This is a genomic window from Faecalicatena fissicatena (assembly GCF_016900595.1).
Classification (GTDB): Bacteria; Bacillota; Clostridia; order Lachnospirales; family Lachnospiraceae; genus Claveliimonas; species Claveliimonas intestinigallinarum.
Genome location: NZ_JACLYY010000005.1, coordinates 94,252 through 116,610 on the forward strand (window position 1 = coordinate 94,252; position 22,359 = coordinate 116,610).

General features: G+C 53.7%; 25 protein-coding genes. 7 read left to right on the forward strand and 18 right to left on the reverse strand.

The window, feature by feature from the left end:
- Positions 1–13: 13 nt before the first annotated feature.
- The 4 genes from grcA3 (at position 14) to H7U36_RS06625 (ending at position 1,821) form a co-directional block, all read left to right on the forward strand.
- Positions 14–256: an autonomous glycyl radical cofactor GrcA3 gene (gene grcA3 / locus H7U36_RS06610; RefSeq protein WP_033126228.1), complete on the forward strand. Its 243-nt coding sequence runs from the start codon at positions 14–16 to the stop codon at positions 254–256.
- Complete coding sequence (pflA, locus tag H7U36_RS06615; protein ID WP_205155875.1) at positions 222–998, forward strand: pyruvate formate-lyase-activating protein; 777 nt, start codon at positions 222–224, stop codon at positions 996–998. The genes grcA3 and pflA overlap by 35 nt, the downstream gene beginning before the upstream one ends.
- A gap of 115 nt (positions 999–1,113) precedes the next feature.
- Positions 1,114–1,284 (forward strand): 4Fe-4S ferredoxin, encoded by a 171-nt coding sequence (locus H7U36_RS06620; protein WP_081958046.1) that lies wholly within the window; start codon positions 1,114–1,116, stop codon positions 1,282–1,284.
- Between the two features lie 177 nt (positions 1,285–1,461).
- Positions 1,462–1,821, forward strand: coding sequence for a hypothetical protein (locus H7U36_RS06625; protein ID WP_191493574.1), 360 nt, complete (start codon positions 1,462–1,464; stop codon positions 1,819–1,821).
- Here H7U36_RS06625 and dnaB read toward each other — a convergent pair.
- The 5 genes from dnaB to H7U36_RS06650 all read right to left on the reverse strand — a co-directional run bounded on the left by dnaB (position 1,804) and on the right by H7U36_RS06650 (position 7,888).
- Positions 1,804–3,144 (reverse strand): replicative DNA helicase, encoded by a 1,341-nt coding sequence (dnaB, locus tag H7U36_RS06630; RefSeq protein WP_205155930.1) that lies wholly within the window; start codon positions 3,142–3,144, stop codon positions 1,804–1,806. The two genes, H7U36_RS06625 and dnaB, sit on opposite strands and share 18 nt — an antisense overlap.
- A gap of 13 nt (positions 3,145–3,157) precedes the next feature.
- Positions 3,158–3,607, reverse strand: a complete 450-nt coding sequence (rplI, locus tag H7U36_RS06635; RefSeq protein ID WP_205155876.1) for a 50S ribosomal protein L9 — start codon at positions 3,605–3,607, stop codon at positions 3,158–3,160.
- Positions 3,608–5,668: a DHH family phosphoesterase gene (locus tag H7U36_RS06640; RefSeq protein WP_205155877.1), complete on the reverse strand. Its 2,061-nt coding sequence runs from the start codon at positions 5,666–5,668 to the stop codon at positions 3,608–3,610.
- Positions 5,669–5,819: 151 nt separating this feature from the next.
- Positions 5,820–6,836, reverse strand: a complete 1,017-nt coding sequence (gene galE, locus H7U36_RS06645; protein WP_205155878.1) for a UDP-glucose 4-epimerase GalE — start codon at positions 6,834–6,836, stop codon at positions 5,820–5,822.
- Between the two features lie 125 nt (positions 6,837–6,961).
- The gene (locus H7U36_RS06650) at positions 6,962–7,888 is read right to left on the reverse strand and encodes a nucleotidyltransferase family protein (RefSeq protein WP_205155879.1); all 927 of its coding nucleotides are present in this window, start codon (positions 7,886–7,888) and stop codon (positions 6,962–6,964) included.
- A gap of 187 nt (positions 7,889–8,075) precedes the next feature.
- Between H7U36_RS06650 and H7U36_RS06655 the strand changes: the two genes are divergently transcribed.
- The gene (locus H7U36_RS06655) at positions 8,076–8,996 is read left to right on the forward strand and encodes an AraC family transcriptional regulator (protein ID WP_033126263.1); all 921 of its coding nucleotides are present in this window, start codon (positions 8,076–8,078) and stop codon (positions 8,994–8,996) included.
- A 35-nt stretch (positions 8,997–9,031) separates the two neighbouring features.
- Here H7U36_RS06655 and murD read toward each other — a convergent pair whose 3' ends face one another.
- The 10 genes from murD to srtB all read right to left on the reverse strand — a co-directional run bounded on the left by murD (position 9,032) and on the right by srtB (position 18,178).
- Positions 9,032–10,456, reverse strand: coding sequence for a UDP-N-acetylmuramoyl-L-alanine--D-glutamate ligase (gene murD / locus H7U36_RS06660; RefSeq protein WP_205155880.1), 1,425 nt, complete (start codon positions 10,454–10,456; stop codon positions 9,032–9,034).
- Positions 10,457–10,472: 16 nt separating this feature from the next.
- Positions 10,473–11,843, reverse strand: a complete 1,371-nt coding sequence (locus H7U36_RS06665) for a MurL-like N-terminal domain-containing (protein ID WP_205155881.1) — start codon at positions 11,841–11,843, stop codon at positions 10,473–10,475.
- Between the two features lie 106 nt (positions 11,844–11,949).
- Positions 11,950–13,404, reverse strand: coding sequence for a sulfatase family protein (locus tag H7U36_RS06670; protein ID WP_330637049.1), 1,455 nt, complete (start codon positions 13,402–13,404; stop codon positions 11,950–11,952).
- A gap of 28 nt (positions 13,405–13,432) precedes the next feature.
- A complete protein-coding gene (locus H7U36_RS06675) occupies positions 13,433–14,278 on the reverse strand; it encodes an aminotransferase class IV (RefSeq protein ID WP_076780244.1) in 846 nt (281 codons plus the stop codon).
- Positions 14,275–15,615 carry a D-serine ammonia-lyase gene (locus H7U36_RS06680; protein WP_076780242.1) on the reverse strand — a complete coding sequence of 447 codons (1,341 nt, stop codon included), beginning with the start codon at positions 15,613–15,615 and terminating at the stop codon, positions 14,275–14,277. The genes H7U36_RS06675 and H7U36_RS06680 overlap by 4 nt, the downstream gene beginning before the upstream one ends.
- Positions 15,616–15,751: 136 nt before the next feature.
- Positions 15,752–16,018, reverse strand: a complete 267-nt coding sequence (rpsR, locus tag H7U36_RS06685; RefSeq protein WP_033126215.1) for a 30S ribosomal protein S18 — start codon at positions 16,016–16,018, stop codon at positions 15,752–15,754.
- Positions 16,019–16,050: 32 nt separating this feature from the next.
- Positions 16,051–16,491 carry a single-stranded DNA-binding protein gene (locus tag H7U36_RS06690; protein WP_033126214.1) on the reverse strand — a complete coding sequence of 147 codons (441 nt, stop codon included), beginning with the start codon at positions 16,489–16,491 and terminating at the stop codon, positions 16,051–16,053.
- Positions 16,492–16,509: 18 nt separating this feature from the next.
- Complete coding sequence (rpsF, locus tag H7U36_RS06695; protein WP_033126213.1) at positions 16,510–16,797, reverse strand: 30S ribosomal protein S6; 288 nt, start codon at positions 16,795–16,797, stop codon at positions 16,510–16,512.
- Between the two features lie 130 nt (positions 16,798–16,927).
- The gene (locus tag H7U36_RS06700; RefSeq protein WP_033126212.1) at positions 16,928–17,119 is read right to left on the reverse strand and encodes a DUF951 domain-containing protein; all 192 of its coding nucleotides are present in this window, start codon (positions 17,117–17,119) and stop codon (positions 16,928–16,930) included.
- Between the two features lie 33 nt (positions 17,120–17,152).
- Entirely contained in the window at positions 17,153–18,178 is a 1,026-nt protein-coding gene (gene srtB / locus H7U36_RS06705; RefSeq protein WP_243426711.1) for a class B sortase, read from the reverse strand.
- Positions 18,179–18,345: 167 nt separating this feature from the next.
- Here srtB and H7U36_RS06710 point away from each other — a divergent pair, with 167 nt between their 5' ends.
- Positions 18,346–18,741, forward strand: a complete 396-nt coding sequence (locus H7U36_RS06710) for a Zn-finger containing protein (RefSeq protein WP_033126211.1) — start codon at positions 18,346–18,348, stop codon at positions 18,739–18,741.
- 30 nt (positions 18,742–18,771) lie between these two features.
- Positions 18,772–19,293 carry a flavodoxin family protein BilS gene (gene bilS, locus H7U36_RS06715; RefSeq protein WP_052084062.1) on the forward strand — a complete coding sequence of 174 codons (522 nt, stop codon included), beginning with the start codon at positions 18,772–18,774 and terminating at the stop codon, positions 19,291–19,293.
- Between the two features lie 40 nt (positions 19,294–19,333).
- Here the strand turns inward: bilS and H7U36_RS06720 are convergent, their stop codons facing one another.
- The 3 genes from H7U36_RS06720 to H7U36_RS06730 form a co-directional block, all read right to left on the reverse strand.
- Positions 19,334–20,173, reverse strand: coding sequence for a carbohydrate ABC transporter permease (locus H7U36_RS06720; RefSeq protein WP_076780240.1), 840 nt, complete (start codon positions 20,171–20,173; stop codon positions 19,334–19,336).
- Positions 20,170–20,955 carry a carbohydrate ABC transporter permease gene (locus tag H7U36_RS06725; RefSeq protein ID WP_330601314.1) on the reverse strand — a complete coding sequence of 262 codons (786 nt, stop codon included), beginning with the start codon at positions 20,953–20,955 and terminating at the stop codon, positions 20,170–20,172. Before H7U36_RS06725 ends, H7U36_RS06720 begins: the two co-directional genes overlap by 4 nt.
- Before the next feature lie 70 nt (positions 20,956–21,025).
- Positions 21,026–22,303: a sugar ABC transporter substrate-binding protein gene (locus H7U36_RS06730; RefSeq protein ID WP_033126208.1), complete on the reverse strand. Its 1,278-nt coding sequence runs from the start codon at positions 22,301–22,303 to the stop codon at positions 21,026–21,028.
- Positions 22,304–22,359 lie beyond the last annotated feature (56 nt).

The following is a 22,359-nucleotide window of genomic DNA, read 5'->3' on the forward strand; positions in this document are numbered from 1 at the left end:
GGAGAATATCATTATGGCAGTAAATCAGCAGCAGGTAGACAATCTTGTAGCAATGTTGGACGGATATGTGGAGCAGGGGGGACACCACCTGAACGTGAACGTATTCACCCGGGAGACCCTTCTGGACGCCCAGAAGCACCCGGAGAAATACCCCCAGCTCACGGTCCGCGTGTCCGGATACGCGGTCAACTTCAACAAACTGACAAAGGAACAGCAGGACGATGTCATCTCCCGTACCTTCCACGAGGGAATGTAAGGGCTGGATCCACTCCATCGAGAGCTGCGGCACCGTAGACGGGCCGGGCATACGGTACGTGGTCTTCCTCCAGGGCTGTCCCATGCGGTGTCAGTACTGCCACAATCCGGACACCTGGGAGTACGGGAAGGGGGAACTCATGAGCGTCCATGAGGTGCTGGAAGGATTTTATTCCAACCTCCCCTTCTACCGGAACGGGGGCGTCACTGTGACAGGCGGGGAACCCATGATGCAGATGGCTTTCCTCACGGAGCTGTTCCGGGATCTGAAGCGCAGCGGCATCCACACCTGTGTGGACACCTCCGGGATCATGTTCAATCCCCACAATGAGCGCTTCATGGCGCAGCTGGGGGAGCTCCTTCCCCTGACCGACCTGGTGCTGCTGGACATCAAGCACATGTCCGACGAGAGGCACCGGAAGCTGACAGGCCACACCAACCGGCAGATCCTCTCCTTTGCCAGGTATCTGGACGAGCAGGGCATCCCTGTGTGGATCCGCCACGTGGTGGTGCCGGGCATCACCCTCTACCGGGAGTACCTGGAGGAGCTTGGCTCCTTCATGGCCTCCCTCCACAACGTGCGGGCCCTGGACGTCCTCCCCTACCATACGATGGGAATGGCAAAATATGACAGTTTAGGCCTCCCCTATTCCCTGGAGGGGACCCGGGAGGCCACAAAGGAAGAGGCAGCGGCGGCTCGGCAGATCATCCTTAAAGCCTACAAAAGGGCCAGGGAAAATTGAGGATGATAGTCAATCTCTTGTGCTAAATTTAGAACATCACTAAGTCTTGTATATTTGAAGCTTTTGTATTATTATATGTATAAACAACTGACAACAGTCAAAGGAGGAAGATATCATGGCACATGTAATTAGTGATGAATGTGTAAGCTGCGGCGCTTGCGAAGCTGAATGTCCAGTAGGAGCTATCTCTCAGGGAGCTGATCACTACGAGATCGATCCGGACGCTTGTGTAGACTGCGGTGCTTGCGCAGCTCAGTGTCCTACAGGAGCTATCTCTCAGGGCTAATCCTGATTGGGGTTTTTCCACATACGGCATATGAACATAGCAAAAAGGCGGACTGTCTGCAAAAAGTGCAGGCGGTCCGTTTTTTTGCCGTATTTTCGTACACGATGCCGACCTGTTTTGACAGTCTTGCCCACTTGGTACATGCTATACTCTCTTATGTGTAAAGGGGGTATGAATATGGGAAATGCACTGAACACTTTAAGCAGCGCAACAAAAGAAGACACAAAGCTGTATAACTGCATCAAAGAACTGTACGAGCAGGGTGTTCCCTTTGACGAGCTGAAGGCTCTCATTCCCGATATGAAGCGGACAAGGGAGCAGCTCCGCATCAAACGCATGCTGGAGAACAACAACGAAGTGCTTGCGGCCATGATCACGAAAGAAATGTCCTTCCTCCTGGACGCAAAGGAGCGGCAGGAGGAGGAACAGTTTAAAAAGCTGGACCAGCTCATCCGGCAGCAGCAGTCCTTCCGAAAAGAGACTGCCGGCCACCAGGGAGCGGCCCAGCGGTTAAAACGCCTATTCCTTCCAGGTTAGGTTCGCAAACTTTGTGTAGTCCGGCAGCCATGCCAGGTGAACGGTCCCTATGGGGCCGTTTCTTTGTTTTGCGATAATGATCTCCGCCTGGTTGGGGGTCTCTGTATCTTTGTTGTAATAATCGTCCCGGTAAATGAACATGACCACGTCCGCATCCTGCTCGATGGCTCCGGACTCACGCAGGTCCGAGAGCATGGGCCTGTGGTCGGGGCGCTGCTCCACCGCACGGCTCAGCTGCGACAGGGAGATGACAGGGACATTCAGCTCCCTTGCCACGCCTTTCAGGGATCGGGAAATGTCCGAGATCTCCTGCTGTCTCGACTCAGAGCGTCCTCCTACCCGGCCGCTCATGAGCTGCAGGTAGTCGATGATGATGAGGTCCAGTCCCTGCTCCAGCTTGAACTTGCGGCACTTGGACCGGAGCTCCGAGATGGAGATACCCGGCGTATCGTCTATGATCAGGTGGGATTTTCCGATGATCCCGGCGCTCTCTATGAGCTTCTCCCAGTCGTCATCCTTCAGATTTCCTGTACGCAGGGACTGGGAGTCCACCTGGGACTCCAGGGAGAAGAGACGGTTCACAAGCTGCTCCTTTGACATCTCCAGACTGAAGATGGCCACCGTCTTGCCGCTCTTGAAGGCAGCGTGCTGGGCGATGTTCAGGACAAAGGCCGTCTTTCCCATGGAGGGTCTGGCCGCCACAAGGATGAAGTCCGAGGGCTGCAGGCCGGACAGCTTGTAATCCAGATCCAGGAACCCGGTGGGGATACCGGTCACAGTCCCCTTTGTCTTGGACGCCCTCTCGATCTTCTCCAGGGCGTTCAGCACCACTTCCTTGATGGGCACATAGTCTCCGGTGCCCCGCTTCTGGGCCAGCTCGAAAATATTTTTCTCCGCCGTCTCAAGGACGGCCTCCATAGGCTCGCTGCCCGCGTAGCAGGCATTAGAAATCTCATCGTTCACCTTGATGAGCTTTCTGAGCATGGATTTCTCAAACACGATCTCCGCATAGTATTTCACATTGGCGGATGTGGGCACAGCGGCTACCAGCTCGCGGACAAACTCCAGGCTGGAGATCTCCTCCGGCACATTTTTCTCCTTCAGCCGCTCCTGCAGGGTGATCAGGTCCACCGGCTTGCCTTCGTTGAAAAGCTCTGTCATGGAGTCAAAGATGACTCCGTATGAGGTCTGGTAAAAATCACTGCCGCTGATGATCTCGGAAGCGGTCATGATGGCATCCTTGTCCATCAGCATGGCGCCGACTACCGACTGCTCCGCCTCTATACTGTGGGGCGGGACACGCTTGATGAGGGCTTCCTCCATATCCGGCATCTTCCTATGCCTCCTCCGTAACGTTTACTGTGAGCTCTGCCGTCACCTTCGGGTGGAGCTTTACGGGCACATGGAAGGTGCCCAGGGACTTCAATTGCTCTTTGAGCTGCACCTTCTTCTTGTCGATGTCCAGCCCGAGCTGCTCCTGGACCGCCGCCGCGATCTCCTTGGAGGAGACGGAGCCGAAGGCCCTGCCGCCCTCCCCTGTCTTGATGGAGACGGTCACCTTACTCTCTCCCAGCTTCTTCCCCAGCTCCCGGGCAGCCTCGAGCTGCTCCTGGGCGATCTTGTCCTGGTTGGCCCTGTGGAGCTTCAGGTCGTTCATATTTTTATTGTTTGCCTCCACGCCCTTCTTTGTCTTCAGAAGGAAGTTTCTTGCGTACCCGTCGTTGACTTCCACGATGTCTCCCTTTTTCCCAAGGGATTTTACGTCCTGCTGTAAAATAACTTTCATCTATAAATCTCCTTTTTCTGTCATTTCGTCGATAACTCTCTTGAGGGCTGTCACAGCCTCGTCCATGTTGGTGTGGTCGAACTGGGCGCCGGATGCGTTCATGTGGCCGCCGCCGCCCAGCTTCTCCATGATCACCTGCACGTTCACCTCGTCAATGGAGCGGGCGCTCACATAGATGCGCCCATTGTAGGTGGTAAGGACAAAGGTCGCCTTGATGCCGTCGATGTCCAGCAGCTCGTTGGCCGCCTGGGCGCCGATGATGGTGGGGCTCTCGATATGGAGATCCTCCCCCCGGGCAATGGCATATATATCCCGGTATACCTCCGCGCTGCTGATGATGCCGGCCTTGGCCTGGTAGGACTTCATATCGTCCCGCAGCATCTTGCGGACAAAGGGGATGTCCGCCCCGCAGCGGCGCAGGAACGCGGCCGCCTCAAAGGTGCGCACGCCGGTCTTGTTCATAAAATTGTTGGTGTCTATCACAATGCCCGCATACAGGCTGTTGGCCTCCACGGCCGGTATCTTCACGTCGTCCGTGATATACTGGAGCACCTCGGAAACCATCTCGCAGGACGAGGAGGCATAGGGCTCGATGTAGGACAAAAGGGCGTTGTCGATATTGTCGCTTCCCTGCCTGTGGTGGTCGAAGACCACGATAGTGCGGGTCATGTTCAGGAGCTCCGGGCACTCCGTCATACCCGGCCGGTTGGTGTCCACCACGATGACCATGGAGCTGTCACCTGTCATCTCCTTGGCTTCCCCGGATGTGACGAACATGTCATCCGGGTAGGAGGGATGCTCCACAAACTCCTCATACAATGGCCGGATCGTGGCTGACACATCGTTGATAACAATGTGGGCCTTCTTCTCCAGCGCGGCTGCAGCCCGGTAAATGCCGATGGCAGCGCCAAAAGAATCCATGTCTGTCATCTTGTGCCCCATGACAAGGATCGTGTCGTTCACGGTGATAAACTCCCGGAGAGCCTCCGCCTTCACTCTGGCTTTCACCCTGGTATTCTTGGAGGTCTGCTCCCTCTTGCCTCCGTAGTAGGTAATGCCATTGCAGTCCTTGATGACCGCCTGGTCGCCGCCTCTTGCAAGGGCCAGGTCGATGGCCGCTCTGGCGTAGGTGTAGCTCTGCACGTAGGCGTTCTTGCTCAGACCCAGGCCGATACTTAAGGTGGCCGGGATGCTGTTCCCAATGTTGATGGCCTTCACGTCCTCAAGAAGAGAGAAGCGGTCCGCCTCCAGCTCTTTGAAGCAGGACTTCTTCATGACGATAAAATACTTGTCCGTCTCCATCTTCTTGACAATGCCGTCCAGACGCGCGATATACTGGTTGATCTTCCTGTCGATGAGGGCCACCAGAAGACTCTGGCGCACCTCCTCCACACTGTCGATCATCTCGTCGTAGTTGTCAATGTAAATAAGGCCTGCCACAAGCCGCTGCTCTTCATTCTGGCGCAGCGCCGTGTTCAGCTCTGTCACATCGGACAGGTAGACAGCGATAAAGTACTCCTTCTCCTCCGGCATGTCCAGCAGCCGCTCGGAGTCGCTGAAGCCCTCCACGGACACCTTCCGAAGCTCCGCCCGGTACTCCTTATCGCGGTAGTAGACCTCCATCTCCACGATGTGATCCTCTTCCTTCGGGAAAATGCTCCGGTTCAGCTCAGGTATATACCTGCTCAGCACCGCCTCCTTCTTCAGCTTTCCGCCCAGGATCTCCCGAAACTGATCGTTCATCCACATGAGGCGGCCATCCTCCAGCAGAAGGGCGTAGGGCACTGCCAGCTTTTTCAGAAGCGTGTTCTGTATAATGCCGTACTGCGCCGCAAAGTCCACCAGATCCTTCATGACAAGGGACTTGTTGTAGAAATACATGATCCCCACGATCACGATGTAGATCAGCACAAAGACCATCATCAGGATACCCGCCCGCTTATCCAGGCGGTAGATCCATATATTCATGGCGATCAGCAGGATCGTCATAAACGCCGGCCACTGCATATAGAGCTTCAGCTGTCCCTTCAGGCGCACATTTTGTTTTGCTTTCTTCTTCATATTCGTTCCCTCGAAAAAAACTAAAAAGCTGCTCACCGTATTATAGCACTTTTCCGCGGAAAAGAAAAGAGAAAAGGCAGGGCGGGGCCTTCTGCCGGCCCGCGTCCCTGCCTGTGGTTTCTGCTGTGTCTTATGTTTTTCCTTTTTCGACCTATTTCTCGTATCCGTTGGGGTTCTGTGACTGCCATCTCCATGTGTCCTCGCACATCTCGTCCAGCCCTCTCTCGGCCTTCCAGCCGAGCACTCTGGCCGCCTTGGATGGATCTGCGTAGCACATAGCGATATCTCCCGCCCGGCGGGGCTTGATCTCATAGGGGATCTCCTTGCCGCAGGCCTTGGAGAAGGCCTTCACCATATCCAGGACGGAGTAGCCCTGTCCGGTTCCCAGATTGATGACATCCAGTCCCGGGTTGGTGAAGATGTAGTTGATGGCCTTCACGTGTCCGATGGCCAGATCCACTACGTGGATGTAGTCTCTCACTCCGGTTCCGTCCGGCGTGTCGTAGTCGTCTCCGAACACGCCCAGCTTCTCCAGCTTGCCCACTGCCACCTGTGAGATGTAGGGCATCAGGTTGTTGGGGATGCCCTTCGGATCCTCACCGATGCGTCCGCTCTTGTGGGCTCCCACCGGGTTGAAGTAGCGCAGAAGGATCACGTTCCAGGAGGGGTCAGCCTTCTGCACGTCTGACATGATCTGCTCCATCATGGATTTTGTCCAGCCGTAAGGATTGGTGCACTGTCCCTTGGGGCACTCCTCTGTGATGGGCATCTCCTTGGGGCTTCCGTATACCGTGGCGGAAGAGCTGAACACGATGTTCTTCACGCTCACCTCGCGCATCACCTTCAGGAGCGTCAGCGTGCCGGCGATATTGTTCTGATAGTACTCCAGAGGCTTCTGCACGGACTCGCCCACAGCCTTCAGGGCCGCGCAGTGAATGACTGCGTCGATCTTCTGTATCTTGAACATCTCAAGGAGCGCTTCCTCGTCCTGCACGTCTCCCTCGTAGAAGCGGATCTTCTTGCCTGTCAGCTCCTCCACTCTCTTGATGGACTCCTTGGAAGAATTGCACAGATTGTCGTATACAACCACGTCATATCCCTCGTTCAGCAGCTCCAGAGCCGTGTGGCTTCCGATGTAGCCGGCTCCTCCTGTGATTAAAATCGTCATGATGGTCTCCTCCTTTTTGGATCTGTTTTCCTGTATCTACTGTAATTATAGTTTGGACAGCCGACGATTTCTATAATAATAGTGGCCGAAACTATAAAAATATTGCGGTTTTTCTTGTGTACTTTTTATTCCTGCTCCCACAGATGCTGGGGGTACACGCCCTCGTCCTTCAGCTTCTGGATGGCGGCCATGACCACCGGCTTGTCCTCCTTGTAGGTGACGCCGTACCACTTGTCAGCGGAGTGGAGCACAGCCACAGTGGCCTTGTCCTGGCCGATCAGGTCGCTGACCACAGAGGGAAGGAAGTACTCGCACTTCAGGGGGTTTGTCTTCAGCCCCTCCTCCAGAAAGGCCGGAAAGCCCTTGCGGATCTCCTCCAGGATACTCCTTGTGAATCCCCACATATTCATGGAGACGGTTGTGTCCGCGGGCACGGATACCCATGTCTCCCCGTCATCCTCAGAGTAGGCGATGCCGCCGTCCCGCTTCTCAATGCGTGTCCTCTCGTGGATGCCTGTCAGCTCTCCCGCCGCGTTCATGTCGCACAGTCCCCTGGCCACATGGCCATTGTCCGTCACTGTGTTGCCGAGCTGGTATCCCACCATGGTGTAGCGGTATTTCTCATCGTCCTCATGGGTGGCCAGGTAGTCGTAGATCACCTGGAAGGCCTCTTTTCCATAGTAGTCGTCCGCGTTGATGACCGCGAAGGGCCCGTCGATCAGGTCAATGGCGGAGAGGACAGCGTGAGCGGTTCCCCACGGCTTCACTCTCCCCTCCGGCACCTCAAAGCCCTCCGGGATATTGTGGAGATCCTGGTAGGCGTACTCCACCTCCATGATCTGGCTCATGCGGTTGCCCACAGACTCCTTGAAGTCCTTCTCGATCTCCTTCTTTATAATGAAGATCACCTTCTCAAATCCGGCTCTCTTCGCGTCGTACATGGAGAAATCCATGATAATGTGTCCCTCATTGTCCACCGGGTCAATCTGCTTGAGTCCGCCGTAGCGGCTTCCCATTCCTGCCGCCATGATCACTAATACTGGTTTTTTCATCTCTTTCATATCCTTTCTGAATATTTCTGATGTTCTCGATTTCTACGCTTATTGTAGTATAAATGTACTAAAAAATCTTTATCCTATTTTGTGATTGATTTGTACAATCTGCATTTTCTTTTTGCTTTTTCTGCAAAATTGGGCTATGATAAGCATAAGGTTAAAAACAGGAAAGGGGGAGTGTGCCGTGCCCTATATTGGGATCGACCTGAAAGACTCCATCACCGTGGGAAAGCTGTACAGCATCCACTATTTTGAATACATGAGCGACTTTAAATTTCCCGGGGAGTCCCACGACTTCTGGGAGTTTATCTGCGTGGACAAGGGGGACGTGGCCGTCACCGGGGGAGACAGGCAGATGATCCTGAACCGGGGCGAGGTGGCCTTCCACCAGCCCGGGGAGTTCCACACCGTCCAGGCCACGGGCCACAGCGCCCCCAACCTGGTGGTCATCTCCTTCCAGTGCGACAGCCCGGCCATGGACTTTTTCCGCGAGAAGGTCCTCCAGGTGGACGAGACGGAGCGCAACCTCCTGGCGGACATCGTCATTGAGGCCCGGCACTGCTTTGACTGCCGGCTGGACGACCCCTATCTCCAGAACATGCCCCAGAAGGAGGCAGAGCAGTTCGGGGCAGAGCAGCTCATCCGCCTCTACCTGGAGCACTTCCTCATCCATCTGCTGCGCCGCTGCTCCCAGCCCATCCCCCTGGTGAAATCGGCCCTCCGGCCCCAGCCCCAGAAGGCCACCAAGAAAAAGAGCGACATCGAGCTCTTCAACCGGGTGGTGGACTACCTGGAGGCCCACCTGGGGGGCCACGTCACCATCGAGCAGGTGTGCCGTGAAAACCTCATTGGCCGCTCCCAGCTCCAGAAGATTTTCCGGGAGCAGAGCGGTCTTGGCATCATCGAGTACTTTTCTCTCATGAAGGTCAACGCGGCCAAGCAGCTCATCCGGACGAACAAGATGAATTTCACCCAGATCTCCGAGCAGCTGGGCTACACCTCCATCCACTACTTCTCCCGGCAGTTCAAGAAAGTCACAGGCATGACTCCCTCGGAGTATGCCTCCTCCATAAAGGCAATGGCGGACGGGGATTTCAAACCGTAAGGTCCGGGATCCCCGTCCGTCTTTTTCCGATCCGGTCAGCGGGCCGCCTGCCGGCCCTCCTGCCCGAAAATATATTGTCTGAAATACTCTCCGCGCTCTTCAAAATTTTTGAATATCCCGTAGCTGGCGGCCGCCGGCGACAGCACGCAGGCGCCGCCCTCCTCCCCCAGCTCCCTGGCCAGGTCCACAGCCTCCTCCAGGTGCTCTGTCAGAGCCAGCCTTCCGCTGGCAAACAGGGTGGGATACTTTTCTTTGATCTCCCTGTAAATCCTCTTTCCCGTGGCCTCCATGAGGATGATGTGGCGCACGCTGCTGCCCGTCAGATACTCCTCCAGCTGGCTGTAATCCACGCCCCGGTCCATCCCGCCGATCAGGATGCTGTCCACATTCTTCACGCTCTCCAGAGCCTGGATGGTGGTCTCCCCGATGGTGGAGATGGAATCGTCGTAGAAGCGCAGTCCCTCCTTCACGCCAAGGTACTGAAGCCTGTGGGGAAGGGTCTGGAAGGTGCGCAGGGCCTTCAGGAATTTCTCGTCTGTCACGGAAAACTCCTTGCAGATCCCGTAGACCACGCCGATATCAAAGTAGTTGTGCCGCCCGAACAGAGAGATGCCCTCCTCCGGGATCCGCAGGCCGCTGCCCCTGTAACGGACCGCGTTCCCGGCCACCTCGATGTCCCCGGCGCCCCGGGCTTTTTCGCCCTCCGGCACCATGACGGCGGAGATGATCTCGCCCCGGCAGGGCACGCAGGCGCTCTCCTTTCCGGCTCCCTCTATCTCCTTCCCGGGCAGTACGTCCACATTGCAGAAGAGGATGTCCCCCTCCCGCTGCCAGGCGTAGATGTTCTGCTTGGCCCGGACGTATTTTGCCATGGTTCCGTAGTGATCCAGATGCTCCTCATACAGGTTGAGAAGAACCGCGATGCGGGGGGACACCTGGATGTGCTCCAGCTGATGGCAGGAGAGCTCCAGCACGATGACCTCCCCCGGCATAATGTCCTCCGCGATGTCGAACACGGGGATTCCGATATTTCCCGCAAGCACGGTATCCTCCCCCGTCTCCTTCAGGATATGGTACAAAAGGGAGGACGTGGTGCTCTTCCCCTTTGTCCCGGTGATCCCCACGATCTGGTCCCGGAACCTCTCGATGAAGAGCTCTGTCTGGGACACGAACCGGCACCGGTAGACTTTCGGCTCCTCCGGCAGGACGATGCCCGGGGTCTTGAACACAATGTCAAAGGAGTCCAGAAGCTCCCTGTCCAGGTAGTGTTCGCCGGTGAACAGCTCCACCTTGTTTCCGCCGGCCTCCCTGGACGGGTCCACCTCTCTTAAGTCCGACACGGCCAGGGTCTCCCAGCCGCCGGCTTTGCAGACCAACCGCAGACTGGATCTTCCCTCTCTTCCAAATCCCAGGATCAGCACTTTCTTACCTTCTATCGTCTGACGTATCTTCTTCAGCATCCTTTTGTCTCCCCCTTTATAAACACTTTTCCTTTATCAGAGCAAGACAGGACGGCGGGAGAAGATTTTCTCCGTCAAAGTAAGTAAAGAAACGTCTGTTCTCCGGGTCGTCTTTTCGGTAGAGCCCGGAATTTCTGTAGTATGCAAAAAGCTCCGGCAGAGCCTGTCCTTCTTCTTCCAGTTTGTCAATGGTGAGGGATACGGCTGCGTTCACCTCATCCCTGCTGCCCACGCATTCAAATGGTTTCTCTTTTTCCATCCCCGTGAGCTTGCGGAAATCCTCCAGCATATCCGGGTCATCCAGCATATCCCGCCCAAAGATGGCGATGATCTCCTCCCTTGTCAGGAAGGGAGACAGGATCAGGCAGACAAAGAGGCACTTGGGACAGTGTCCGCACCACTTGTCCTCCTTGCTGCCGGCGTTGCAGCTGCGGAAAATGTCGTGGAACTGGCGGCACCGGGCAAAATACCGGGCGATCTGAAATTCGCTTAAAGGACGCAGCATACTGAAATAGTAAGTCCCGCTTCCTATATGCGCCGCCTCGTAGTCGTGGAAGGCCTTCTCAAAGCGGAAGCTCTTGGAGTACTGGTGGTTCACGGTGCTCCCCTCCACTGTGCTCTCATTGGCACTGGACTCGTTGGACAGGGCGATGTACCTCAGCCCACTCATGTAGGCTGCTATTGTAGAAGAAAAAGCCACAATGGCGGAGTAGGGCGTATGCCCGTTTAAATAGCCCTGGCGGTTCAGCTCCAGCATGTTCTTGTCCAGGGTCCGCTTTACAGTCACCAGCTGGTCTTCACCATATCCGGCTCTCTCCACCGTCTTTAAGGTAGCGCCCCGGGGATTGATGATATAGCAACAGTTCTTTTCCTTCTCCCCTTCCAGAAGAGACAGGGTCACAGCCGAGTCTTTGCCGCCTCCCACAGGGATCAGGAAGCCTTCCGCCTCCCGGCTCAGAGGCTGCTCAGCCCCCTCGACATCTCCGCCCAGAGACCGGATCTCCATAAAGTCCTCCTGGTTCTCCTGGATGCCGTTTGTATAGTAGAATTCTCCAAGCCCGTTAAAATACAGATCCTTCCACCATTCACACTGCTCCTCTGTCAGGCTTCCCGCCTCCACCTTGACCACAGGGGGGCAGGCTGTCTTCCAGTAGCTGATCAGCTCCACCATACCCAGGGAAAAGACCAGCTTCTGAAATGTGCCGTTCTCCTTAAAGCACCTCTGCTCTCCCCGCTTCTTCGGGAACTCCCAGGTGGGGTGAAAGGAGGCAAGCCCGGGGATCTCAAAATCATAGACGATCCCCACCTTGTCTGCACTCTCTTCTATCTCATATCCGCGATAAATAAATTCCGGATGTTCTTTTCTCAGTTCTGTATATGAATACATACATGCACCTTCCTCGTCATTTTTTCTTTGTATATCTTATCTCATTTTGCCCCTTTTCTCAAGTCATTCCGGGCAGTTGACAGGAGGTTTTGCGCGCATCCGTTCTCTATTTTCTGCGAACCAGGCTGTCCGGCTCCAGGCCAGTGTTGTAGTCAAGCTGCGGCACTTCGTAGTCCAGCTCTTCCCTCTGCCTGGTAAAACCTGTGTAGTCCCAAGAAGGTGCGGCAGCGTGAGTGTACCAGGGCCGCTGCTCCCACCAGTATCCTCGGAAGGGATCTCGTATCTCATTCATGTGTTCCAGCAGTCTCTTCATCATGTCGTCGCGGATGCTGGCAGTCTCTTCGTCACAGATACCGTTGTGCATTTCACCCGGATCTTTCTCCAGATCATAAAATTCATCTTCGGACAGCAAGTTGATCACCAGCTTGTACCGCCCGTCGAAAATGCACCGGAGCGGCTGCCAGCCCCCAAAGCCGTCATGGTCGATCTCATAGCGGCCGAATTCCACAAATACATCCCGGCGGTCCGGACATTCCCCGTTCCGCACAAGAGGAAGAAGACTCTCACCCTGGAGCATCATCGGCTTCTGGAAGCCGAAGAAATCCCACACAGTGGCAGCCACATCGATGTGGGACACCGGCGTGTCTATCTCCCCGGATCCCTGCCCCCACAGGATAAAGGGGATGTGGGCGATCTCCTCGTAGGCTGCAGGCCCTTTTGCGTAGAGACAGTGGGACTGGGCCATATCTCCGTGGTCGCTTGTATAGAGAAGCGTAAAGTCATCCCCCAGGATCTCCCTGGCAGCCCCGGCCACCCGGCCGATCTCACTGTCCACAAAACTGTTGCACCCGAAAAGCTCCTTCATGCGGATGGTGAGGGCGTCTCTGTCCTGGTGTCTGCGGGGTCCGCTCCAGGCCTGCTGGTGGGGCGGTTTCTCTTCCAGCGTATCCCACACGTTTTCTTTTTTGGGCAGGCAGAAATCCTCATACATACTGGCAAAAGGTTCCGGGCACAGGGACGGGTCATGGGGCTCATCGTAGCTGAGAACCAAGAAAAAGTCCTCGTCTTTGTGCTTCCTGATATAGTCGATGGCCCGCTGGGAACAGCGGTAGGCATAGGTCTTCTCAAGAGGCCATGACTCTCTGTACATCGTCTGGCTGTCCCTGGACTTTCTGCGATCCTCCTCCGACAGTTCATCCAGATAATTGCGCATGTCGTACCAGTAATCCGGATCCCACCCCTCGGGACACACGCCAAGTCCAAAGTAATCGCCTCCGTCCAGATGCCATTTTCCCACATACCCTGTGGCAATCCCCTTGTCGGACAGGCGCTGGCCGATGGTCTTTACATTGTCCCCAAGTGCTAGGGAATTGGCGTAGGAACCATTGACACAGGGATACTGGCCGGTGAACAGGGCGCTCCTGGCCGGGCCGCACACAGGCTGCACGGTGTACGCCTTGTTAAACTTTACTCCCTCCCTGGCCAGCGCATCCAGACAGGGGGTTGAGATCCCCGCATTCTCATAGCAGCTGACCATATCCAGCCGCTGCGTGTCTGTCATAATCATAATAAATTGTTTCCGCATATCCTTACTCCTCTTTTGTCGCTTCATAGAATTCTTCCAGAAGGGCTGTCCGGAGCTTTTCTAGAAGTTCCCGGTTCTTCCCTCCCACCGGCCTGCCGTCAATCTCATCCGCATGCAGGCAGAGATTGCTGGAGCTGGTCACAATGACTTCCTGGGCGCTGAACAGGTCTTCCAGCGTGTAGGGTGTCTCGCTGACCGGGATTCCCAGTCTCTCGCACATCCTGATCAGATGAGCTCTCGCGATCCCCGGAAGGATCAGGTTGTCTGCCGGCGCTGTCACCAACTTCCCATCCCTGATAATGTGCACATTGCTGTGGGCACACTCTGTCACTCGTCCGCCCGGCCTGTAGAAGACCGCCTCCTGGCATCCTGCTTTTCGCGCCTTCTCTGATGCCATGCAGGAAGGGATCAGGTTCAGCGTCTTGATATTGCAGTGTAAAAAGCGGGTGTCCTCTGTGGTGATCAGCTTGATGGGCTTCTCCCCGTCTGAGATCTCCGCAGGCCGCAGCGTGATCCACAGATTTCCGGGGCCCTCGGTAAATACATGATTGCGTATCCCTGTTCCCCGTGTCACCTGATAGTAGACAAACAGGTTGCCCGTGTCCATCTTGTTCACCATCTCCTGGAGGATCTCTTTCAGCTCCTCTTTTGTCACCGGTACCTGGATATCCAGCAGCCCTGCGCTGTTGAAAAACCGGTCCACGTGCTCGTCAATAGCAAAGATCTTATAGTTCCTGGCCGGCCCCGCATCGTAGACGCCATCCCCGAACCAGCACACCCTGTCGTTCATAGGAACCGTCATCTCCTCCAGCTCGCCATATTTTCCGTTATAGTAGCCTAATGTTTTCATGGTCTCTTCTCCTCTGCTTTTTTCACATATTCTGCCCTCACATCCGCAGGAACAAGGGAGCCGCCTGTGGCCCAGACAAGGTGCGCCGCCTGTTCCATCCTCTCCTCAAGTCCCTGCTCCTTGAGATAAGCCCGACAGACCTCCTCTTTTTCTATCCTGGCCGGCCCCGCAAAAGCCGCGCAGGAGCTGGGCTCTATAAAGATCCCTTCCCGGTCCAGCAGTTCTTTCATATACACATAGAGCCGGTCATCCTGTACCGTCACCTCACCGCTCAGCAGGTGTTCCACTGTCTTGCCCACAAACTTTGACGGTCTTCCCACAGCCAGCCCGTCCGCCTCTGTCATGCCGGAAAGGCCGATATCCTGGACGCAGATCTCATTGTGAAGGCCTGTAGTCATGCCAAGGATCATGCAGCAGGCCTGGACAGGCTCCGCATAAAAGACATGCACGTGATCCCCGTAGATCAGCTTCAGGCCAAAAGTGATCCCTCCCGGCGCGCCGCCCACCCCGCAGGGAATGTAAACAAAGAGCGGATGCTCCCCGTCCACTTTGACACCTGCCGCCTCCAGCTGTCTCTGCAGCCGCAGCGCAGACACCGCGTAGCCCAGAAACAGGCTGACAGAATTTTCATCGTCCACAAAATAGCTGGCAGGATCTCTCATGGCCTCCTCCCGGCCCTTTTTCACCGCCGCTCCGTAGTCCCCGGCATACTCGATGACCTGTACGCCCTTGGAGCGGAGCAGGTCTTTTTTCCACTGCTTCGCATCCTGGGACATGTGGACGTACACCCTGAATCCCAAGGCCGCGCTGATGATCCCAATGGACAGGCCCAGATTACCGGTGGATCCTACATGCACGGCATACTGAGAAAAAAATTCCCGGAAGGGCTCCCGGGCAAAGACTTCATAACTCTGCCCTTCCTCCAGCATGCCTTCCCTGATGGCCAGCTCCTCTGCATGTTTCAGGATCTCATAGATCCCGCCCCGGGCTTTCACCGAGCCGGCCACTGCCAGATCCGAGTCCATCTTCAAAAGGAGCCTCCCTCGAAGCCCTGCCGCCTGCCGGCTGTTCATCTCCTCCTTCATGCCGCTGATCTCCCGGACCGGCGACTCGATCAGTCCCCCGTCCTTCTCCGTCTCCGGGAAGGCCCGGCGGATAAAGGGCGCAAACCTCTCCAGCCGCGCCTCGGCATCCCGCACATCCTCCATAGTCAGATCGATCTTTCTCATAGCCTCCTCTGTACTCTCAAGCAGCGGGTTGATCCAGGTCACTTCCTCTGCTTTCCGCAAGCTCCCCACAATGGGGGCCTTCTCTTCCAAAACATCTGTGCTTATCATGTTCTCCCCTCCTTTTACGTTTTCTTTCATTATAGATGCTGGAGCCTCTGCGCACAACCAACTCCACGAAATTCTATAGGAATAAAAGAGCGGCAGATGGAATTTCCATCTGCCGCCCGGCATTTCACCCTACAGATTAGTCCTGAACATATGGCATTAAAGCGATATGTCTTGCTCTCTTGATAGCTACTGTCAGAGCTCTCTGATGTTTTGCACAGTTTCCTGTAATTCTTCTGGGAAGGATCTTTCCTCTCTCAGAGATATATTTTCTTAACTTTGCTACATCCTTGTAATCGATCTCATTGTTCTCTTTTCCACAGAACACGCAAACTTTTTTTCTTCTGCGTCCGCCGCCTCTTCTCTTGAAGCCGCCTTCAGGACGATTTCCTTTCTCGAAAGCCATGATGGTCTCTCCTTTCTATACACAATATGTCCTTAATTAAACGGTAATTCTTCGTCTATTCCATCTGGAATATTCATGAAGCCGTCACCGGCCGGTGCGGCTGGTGCCGGTTGGGGAGCTGACTGGAAACCGCCTGCATGTGCATCGCTTGCAGCTTTGCTCTCGGCAAATTCCTGTTCTTCCACTACAACCTCTGTTGTGTATACCTTCACGCCGTCCCTGTTGGTGTAGCTGCCCGTCTGGATCCGTCCGCAGACAACGATCTTCAGTCCCTGTCTGTAGTATCTCTCCGCATGCTCAGCCTGTTTTCCGAAAGCAACGCAGGAAATAAAATCTGCGCTCTGCTCTCCGTCACGCTTGAACCGGCGGTCTACAGCCAGTGTAAATCTGGCGATGGCCAGCGGATTCTCTCCCTGTGAGTATCTCACTTCCGGGTCTCTCGTCAAACGTCCCATCAAAATTACTTTATTCATTCTTCTACCTCTCTTATACTATGCCTCTTGTTTTACGCATAAATATCTGAGTACGTTATCCATGATGCGAATTCTCTGCTCGATCTCGCCTGGAACTGTAGCATCAGCTTCGAAGTGGACGAAATAGTAATAAGCTTCTTTCATCTTCTGAATTTCGTAAGCGAGTCTTCTCTTACCCCATTCATCAACGTCTGTCACATTGCCGCCGAAACGAGTGATCATGTCTTTCACTTTCTCGATGACCTGTGCTCTCTCTTCGTCTTCGATCTTTGCATTGACTACAACAGCTAACTCATACTTATTCATGTAGTTTGCACCTCCTTCTGGTCTTTTGGCCCCTGGCTTTCTGCCGGGAGCAAGGATACCCTTCCGGACGATTTCCGGTCGGATACTGATATATCACGAGTTAATATGATATCATATGGTCTTGCTTATTTCAAGCTTTTTTCCTTAAATCTTTTGTATTTTTCTCCACAAGTTTTCTCGCGATCATGATCTGGTGCCCGCATCCTGTACACTTCAGGCGGAAATCCGCCCCTACCCGGAGGATCTCCCACTCAAAGCTCCCGCAGGGATGCTTTTTCTTCATCCTGACAATATCTCCCACTTCGTATGTGTACGGTGTCATCTTTCTTCCTCCCTCATGCTCCTGTCTTTTTATTTAATTAATCTGCTTTTCACTTTCTTTCACTCCCACAACTACCATCCTGTGCTCGTCGCTGGCCCGGGTACAGGTGGACAGCGTCACCACGGTGTCCTGGGTAGTCACCTCCACGCCTGTGTCGTAGGCGGATGCCTCCTTCGTATAGTCCAGAAAAGCCTGGTAGGCGGCATCATCGGCAAAGTCCGTCAGGTACGTGTCCGATGTCTCCGTCACCTGCCCTGCCGCATAGATGTGGTAGGTGATCTCACGCCCGTCCGGCGTATAAATATAGAAGTAGGGATTGGCCTCCCAGAAAGACTGCTCCTCATACTTGGCCAGGTCGTGGAACATGGAACTGTCGTTCATACGGTGTCCGTATATGATGGTATTTCTGTCATTAAAGTCCGGGTTATTGTACGTATTTACAAAAATAGCCCCCACCGTGTTGTCACTGGCAGAAAAAGTCTTATTCAGATAGGTGCTGTTGTCCGCCGTCTGGACCAGGGGATAATTGATCTGGGCCGGTTCCGGGGCAAAGCGGATCCATCCCACCGTGTCCGGATTGATCCCCATCAGTGTGTCAAAATCCACCGTGAACTGGTTCTCTCCGTCCTCAGACTCCTCCTCCGTGATAGCAAGCTCTTTCACTTCGTCGTACTCCTTGCGTCCCTCGTAATACCCCGAGATAATGTGAAAAAGCTGAAAGGCAGACACGCAGAAGACGATGACAGCCACCACAAGGATGATGTTGCTGATCATGCGCCCCTTCCGTCCATTCTTTTTCTCGCCCTTTCCGGGAGTTTTCCCTTTCTTTTTCCCGGCGCCCGCTTTGCCTCCGGAAGCAGCTCTTCTCTTCCCTGTAGCCTTAACCTGGTCCGGTGTTCGCAGATCCTCATCTTCCTCCAGATCGATCCAATCGTTCTCCCAATCTTCTTCCGGCCGTCTCTCCACCTGACGCGCAGCCCTTTCCCGGCTGCTGCCGCGGCTCCCGGCCAGGCTGGAAGAGCGCCTTCTCCCTCTATGGTAATGCTTCTTTTCGCTCAATGTCTTAACTCCTTTTCTTCATAAACACACGTCACATTGCACGATGCCTGTTCTTTCCCAGTATAACACATCAAAAGATGCGCTTCTATTATTTTATATATTTTTAATTTCCAGTTTATTGACTTTGCAGGCGGTGCGAGTATGATTGCAGATAGGAGGATGAGAAAATGAAAGAAAAACTGATACGATTTATGGCCGGACGCTACGGCTTTGACTCTTTGGGAAAGGCAACCCTGATCGTTGCTCTTATCGTGATGATCCTGTCCGGTTTCTTTGAGAGCGCCATCCTGTCGCTCCTTTCCTGGGCTCTGATCATCTACACATACTTCCGGCTGTTTTCCAGGAACATTTACAGGCGCTCTGCCGAGAACCAGGCCTACCTGGCAAAGACACGCCGGATCCGCACCTGGTTCGCCACCCAGAAGAACCTGATGGCACAGCGCAAGACCCACCACATCTACAAATGTCCCACCTGCCGGCAGAAGATCCGGGTTCCGAAAGGCAAGGGCAAGATCGAGATCCGCTGTCCCAAATGCCAGACCCGGTTCATCAAGAAGAGCTGATAAAGATATCATGAAAGAAGGTACGTGCATATGTTGGATTATTTAGTTTTATACAACAGCCAGTCCGGAAACACAAAGAGCGTAGCTGCCGCCATCTTCTCCGCCCTGCCGGAGGGCTCCAGAGATCTGATCGACATAGACAGCGGCAAGCCCATCCCCGAGGCTTCCACTTATTTTATCGGCTTCTGCGTTCACAGAGGCTCCTGCTGCATAGAGGTGAGCGATCTGCTCAGCTCCCTGGAGAATAAGAACATTGCCCTCTTCGGCACCTGCGGCATGGGAAGATCCGCGGAATACTACAGCCTTATTGAGAAAAATGTCAGCGCATGGATCAACAGCAGCTGCCGCTACCTGGGCTGTTACATCTGCCAGGGAAAGATGCCCATGCAGGTCCGCCAGAAATACGAGAACATGCGCACCAGCGAAAACGCCCCGCAGGTAGACGGGTTTATCCGAAACTTTGACTGCGCCATGACTCACCCGGACCGGGAGGATCTGAAAAAGGCACAGGAATTCGCATTATCCTGCATTTCCCATGCCTCCTGTGTTTAAACAGATCTGCTGATTCCTTTTATCAATCTGGCATGATCTTTTACCCCTTGATAGATCCCCCTGTCATTCCTCTAACGAGAAGTTTCCGGAAGACAAGCGCTGCAATGGCCGGCGGCAGAATGATCAGCATCCCCGCAGCAGCAGTAATTCCGTAAAGCACTGTGTCTTTTGTCATAAACTCCGAGGCCACAATGGCCGCCGGCTTTGTGTCAATATTCGACGCCAGGATCAGGGGAATCTGAAACTGACTCCAGGCGCTCAGGAACATAATGAGCATACTGGCACATATGATAGGATAGGACACCGGAAGTATGATCCGGAAAAATGTCCTTAGCCGTCCGCAGCCGTCCACAAGGGCGGCTTCTTCTAATTCCCTGGGTATCGTCGAAAAGTAATTGCTCATCAGCCAGATGCTCATAGGCAGAAAGGAGCTGGCATATACCATGCTCAGCCAAAAAGTGCTGTTGAGCAGTTCCATAGCCGAGAACATCCTGTATAGAGGAATGATAGTCGCAAACACCGGAATGACCATAGTAATCAAGATCGCGTTCTTGATGATCTTCTTCCCCCTGAACTCCATCCTGCTCAGAGTGTAGGCTGTGACTGCAGCCACAGGAATCCCGATGACAAGTGTACACGCCACTGCCTTCAGAGAGTTCTCAAGCCCTCGGAAAAGCCGGATATGCTGCTGACTGATAGAATCAAACAGCGTAAGATAGTTATCCCAGGTAATCTCGCTGGGGAACATGTTCATAGTGTTTTTAAACATCTCATACTCCGGTGTGACAGAAATCGAGAAGGCCCACACAAAAGGTCCCACTGTCAAAACAAGAAAGATAACCACCGCCACCCAGTAGAGAGGAGAAACTTTTTTCTTCAAAATTCCACCTCCCTGTTCAGACTTCTAAGATAAAAGAACCCAAGCACGGCCGCCATCAGCATAATCAGATAAGTAAGAGCGCTCCCCTTTCCAAAATCCAGAAAGGAGAAGGTCGTGAGATAACTCTCGATCAGAAGATTTTTCCCCAGATCTTTGTACCCTGCAAGGGCTACGATCTCGTCAAAAATATTGATGGCCGTGATCGATGCAGATGTAATGCCAATACCGATAAAAGGCATCATGAGCGGTGCCGTTATATATCGGAAGACAGTCACCCTGCCGCCGCCGTCTATCTTTGCTGCCTCATAGAGTTCTTCCGGGATAGCGTGCAGCCCCGAGAGACAGACGATCGCACAGAACGGAATACTCCTCCACGCCACCACGATAGCCACGATCAGAAGAAGCAGCCACCGGTCTGTCAGCCACATAATGGGCTCTTCTATAAAATGCAGCCTGATAAGGAGCTTGTTCATAAAACCATATCCTGGATGAAAAATAAAACGCCATATGATCCCATTCACAATGGGCGGGAGCGCCCAGGGAAGGACGGCCAGCGCCATCAAAAGCCCCGATATCTTTGTATCCACATTGAGCAGAAGAGCCACACCAAACCCCAGGACTGTAGTCAGGATAACAACTACGACAAGGAGGAACAGAGTATTTTGCAAGCTATACATAAAAGAGTCTGAAGTAAGGACATCCACATAGTTGGACAGGCCCACAAAGTCTGTGTCCTCCGGGCTGGTCAGCTTCATCTCCTTTAAGCTATATGAAAATGTCATGATCGTCGGATAAAACACCAACACGCCCATTATAAGAATAATGGGCGCCAGTAATGCATAAGGTAATATCTTACTTCTTTTCAATTAATTCATTCACTTTCGCATTCATCGCATCAAATGCCTCCTGGGGAGTCTGCTCTCCGAGAACCATCTGATTAATGTTATTGTACATAGTGTTGCTCATCTCAGAATAGTAGGAAGGAACGCCATTGGGAAAAACAGACTTGATCAGGTCTGCCTCGTCCAGCATGGCCCCTGCATTTTCAAATGTGCCATCTTCTACCATTTCTGCCAAGACTGAGTTTCTTGTCGGAATGGAACTGTTGACTGCGTACATTCTCTTCTGGACATCTGCTGAGCTGTACCATTTAACGAACTCCTGGGCTGCTTCTTTGTTTTCTGAGAAGGAAGTAATTCCAACTGCTTCCGGAAGAGCCATTGTCTGCGGAGATGTTCCGTCTGTTCCCGGAAGAAGGATAGGAACAATGTTTCCGATCTCTGAGCACTGCTCAGGATCATTGCTGATACCCACAAACTTGGTAGGACCTACCATAAAGCTGGCCTCGCCCGATGTGATCTTGCGGTAGCAATCCATGCCATTGAAAGAAATAGATGCTGGATCCACAAATCCATCCTGCACAAGCTGGTTCTCAAATGTCAGAGCATCCATGACCGCTTCTTCATTCAGTGTATCGTCATCATTGAACACCTGGCCACTTCTTGAGAAGGCCATCCACATCATGGAAGTGGTGGCAGACTCATCCGCGTTCATCGGCATTGTGTAGGGATACTCTACGATCCCTGCTTCTTTGATCTTTTTCAGAGCATCATATACCTCATCCCAAGTCTCAGGAACTTCTGTAATTCCAGCCTGCTCAAAATGCTCTTTATTATAGTAGGCGATCCGGTAATCATTTGCATAAGGCACAGCAAGTATCTCACCATCAATGGTAAAGGTCTCAAGCGTAGGCATGTCCTCCTTGTCCTCATCTGTCATCTCGATAGGCTCCAGCCATCCCGCGCTGTTCATCTCTCCTACCCATGACCAGTCTACCTCGATCACGTCAGCTGCTGCCTCTCCGCCGCTGGCCGCAATAGACACCTTATCCCGGATATCATCCCAGCTCACCTCATTAAAAATGACAGAGATACCTGTCTCCTCCGTGAATTCTGCCAGCAGCTCATCTCCCGGGTTTGCCCAGTCAGGCGCCATAAAAGTGATTTCCTTACTTTCACCGGAAGAAGAGCTTTTCTCTCCGCTTTCACCGCTGCTGTCCGAGCCGCATCCTGCTGTCAGTGTCGCTGCCATAGCAGCACAGAGCAGCATGCTCACCAGTTTCTTTTTCATAATTGTATACCTCCTACCATACCTTTTTCTCTGGTATCAAAGAAAGTATATCAAGC

Coding starts and splice junctions, on each gene's coding strand:
- galE (WP_205155878.1), bottom strand. CDS start 6,836: ATGACGATTTTAATCACAGGAGGAGCCGGCTACATCGGAAGCCACACG.
- rplI (WP_205155876.1), bottom strand. CDS start 3,607: ATGAAAGTTATTTTACAGCAGGACGTAAAATCCCTTGGGAAAAAGGGA.
- H7U36_RS06625 (WP_191493574.1), top strand. CDS start 1,462: ATGGGAAATGCACTGAACACTTTAAGCAGCGCAACAAAAGAAGACACA.
- grcA3 (WP_033126228.1), top strand. CDS start 14: ATGGCAGTAAATCAGCAGCAGGTAGACAATCTTGTAGCAATGTTGGAC.
- bilS (WP_052084062.1), top strand. CDS start 18,772: ATGTTGGATTATTTAGTTTTATACAACAGCCAGTCCGGAAACACAAAG.
- H7U36_RS06650 (WP_205155879.1), bottom strand. CDS start 7,888: ATGAAAAAACCAGTATTAGTGATCATGGCGGCAGGAATGGGAAGCCGC.
- H7U36_RS06725 (WP_330601314.1), bottom strand. CDS start 20,955: ATGACATTTTCATATAGCTTAAAGGAGATGAAGCTGACCAGCCCGGAG.
- H7U36_RS06675 (WP_076780244.1), bottom strand. CDS start 14,278: ATGAAAACATTAGGCTACTATAACGGAAAATATGGCGAGCTGGAGGAG.
- murD (WP_205155880.1), bottom strand. CDS start 10,456: ATGCTGAAGAAGATACGTCAGACGATAGAAGGTAAGAAAGTGCTGATC.
- H7U36_RS06690 (WP_033126214.1), bottom strand. CDS start 16,491: ATGAATAAAGTAATTTTGATGGGACGTTTGACGAGAGACCCGGAAGTG.
- H7U36_RS06665 (WP_205155881.1), bottom strand. CDS start 11,843: ATGTATTCATATACAGAACTGAGAAAAGAACATCCGGAATTTATTTAT.
- H7U36_RS06640 (WP_205155877.1), bottom strand. CDS start 5,668: ATGAAGAAGAAAGCAAAACAAAATGTGCGCCTGAAGGGACAGCTGAAG.
- H7U36_RS06620 (WP_081958046.1), top strand. CDS start 1,114: ATGGCACATGTAATTAGTGATGAATGTGTAAGCTGCGGCGCTTGCGAA.
- H7U36_RS06670 (WP_330637049.1), bottom strand. CDS start 13,404: ATGACAGACACGCAGCGGCTGGATATGGTCAGCTGCTATGAGAATGCG.
- H7U36_RS06710 (WP_033126211.1), top strand. CDS start 18,346: ATGAAAGAAAAACTGATACGATTTATGGCCGGACGCTACGGCTTTGAC.
- dnaB (WP_205155930.1), bottom strand. CDS start 3,144: ATGGAGGAAGCCCTCATCAAGCGTGTCCCGCCCCACAGTATAGAGGCG.
- H7U36_RS06700 (WP_033126212.1), bottom strand. CDS start 17,119: ATGACACCGTACACATACGAAGTGGGAGATATTGTCAGGATGAAGAAA.
- rpsF (WP_033126213.1), bottom strand. CDS start 16,797: ATGAATAAGTATGAGTTAGCTGTTGTAGTCAATGCAAAGATCGAAGAC.
- H7U36_RS06730 (WP_033126208.1), bottom strand. CDS start 22,303: ATGAAAAAGAAACTGGTGAGCATGCTGCTCTGTGCTGCTATGGCAGCG.
- pflA (WP_205155875.1), top strand. CDS start 222: ATGTCATCTCCCGTACCTTCCACGAGGGAATGTAAGGGCTGGATCCAC.
- rpsR (WP_033126215.1), bottom strand. CDS start 16,018: ATGGCTTTCGAGAAAGGAAATCGTCCTGAAGGCGGCTTCAAGAGAAGA.
- H7U36_RS06680 (WP_076780242.1), bottom strand. CDS start 15,615: ATGATAAGCACAGATGTTTTGGAAGAGAAGGCCCCCATTGTGGGGAGC.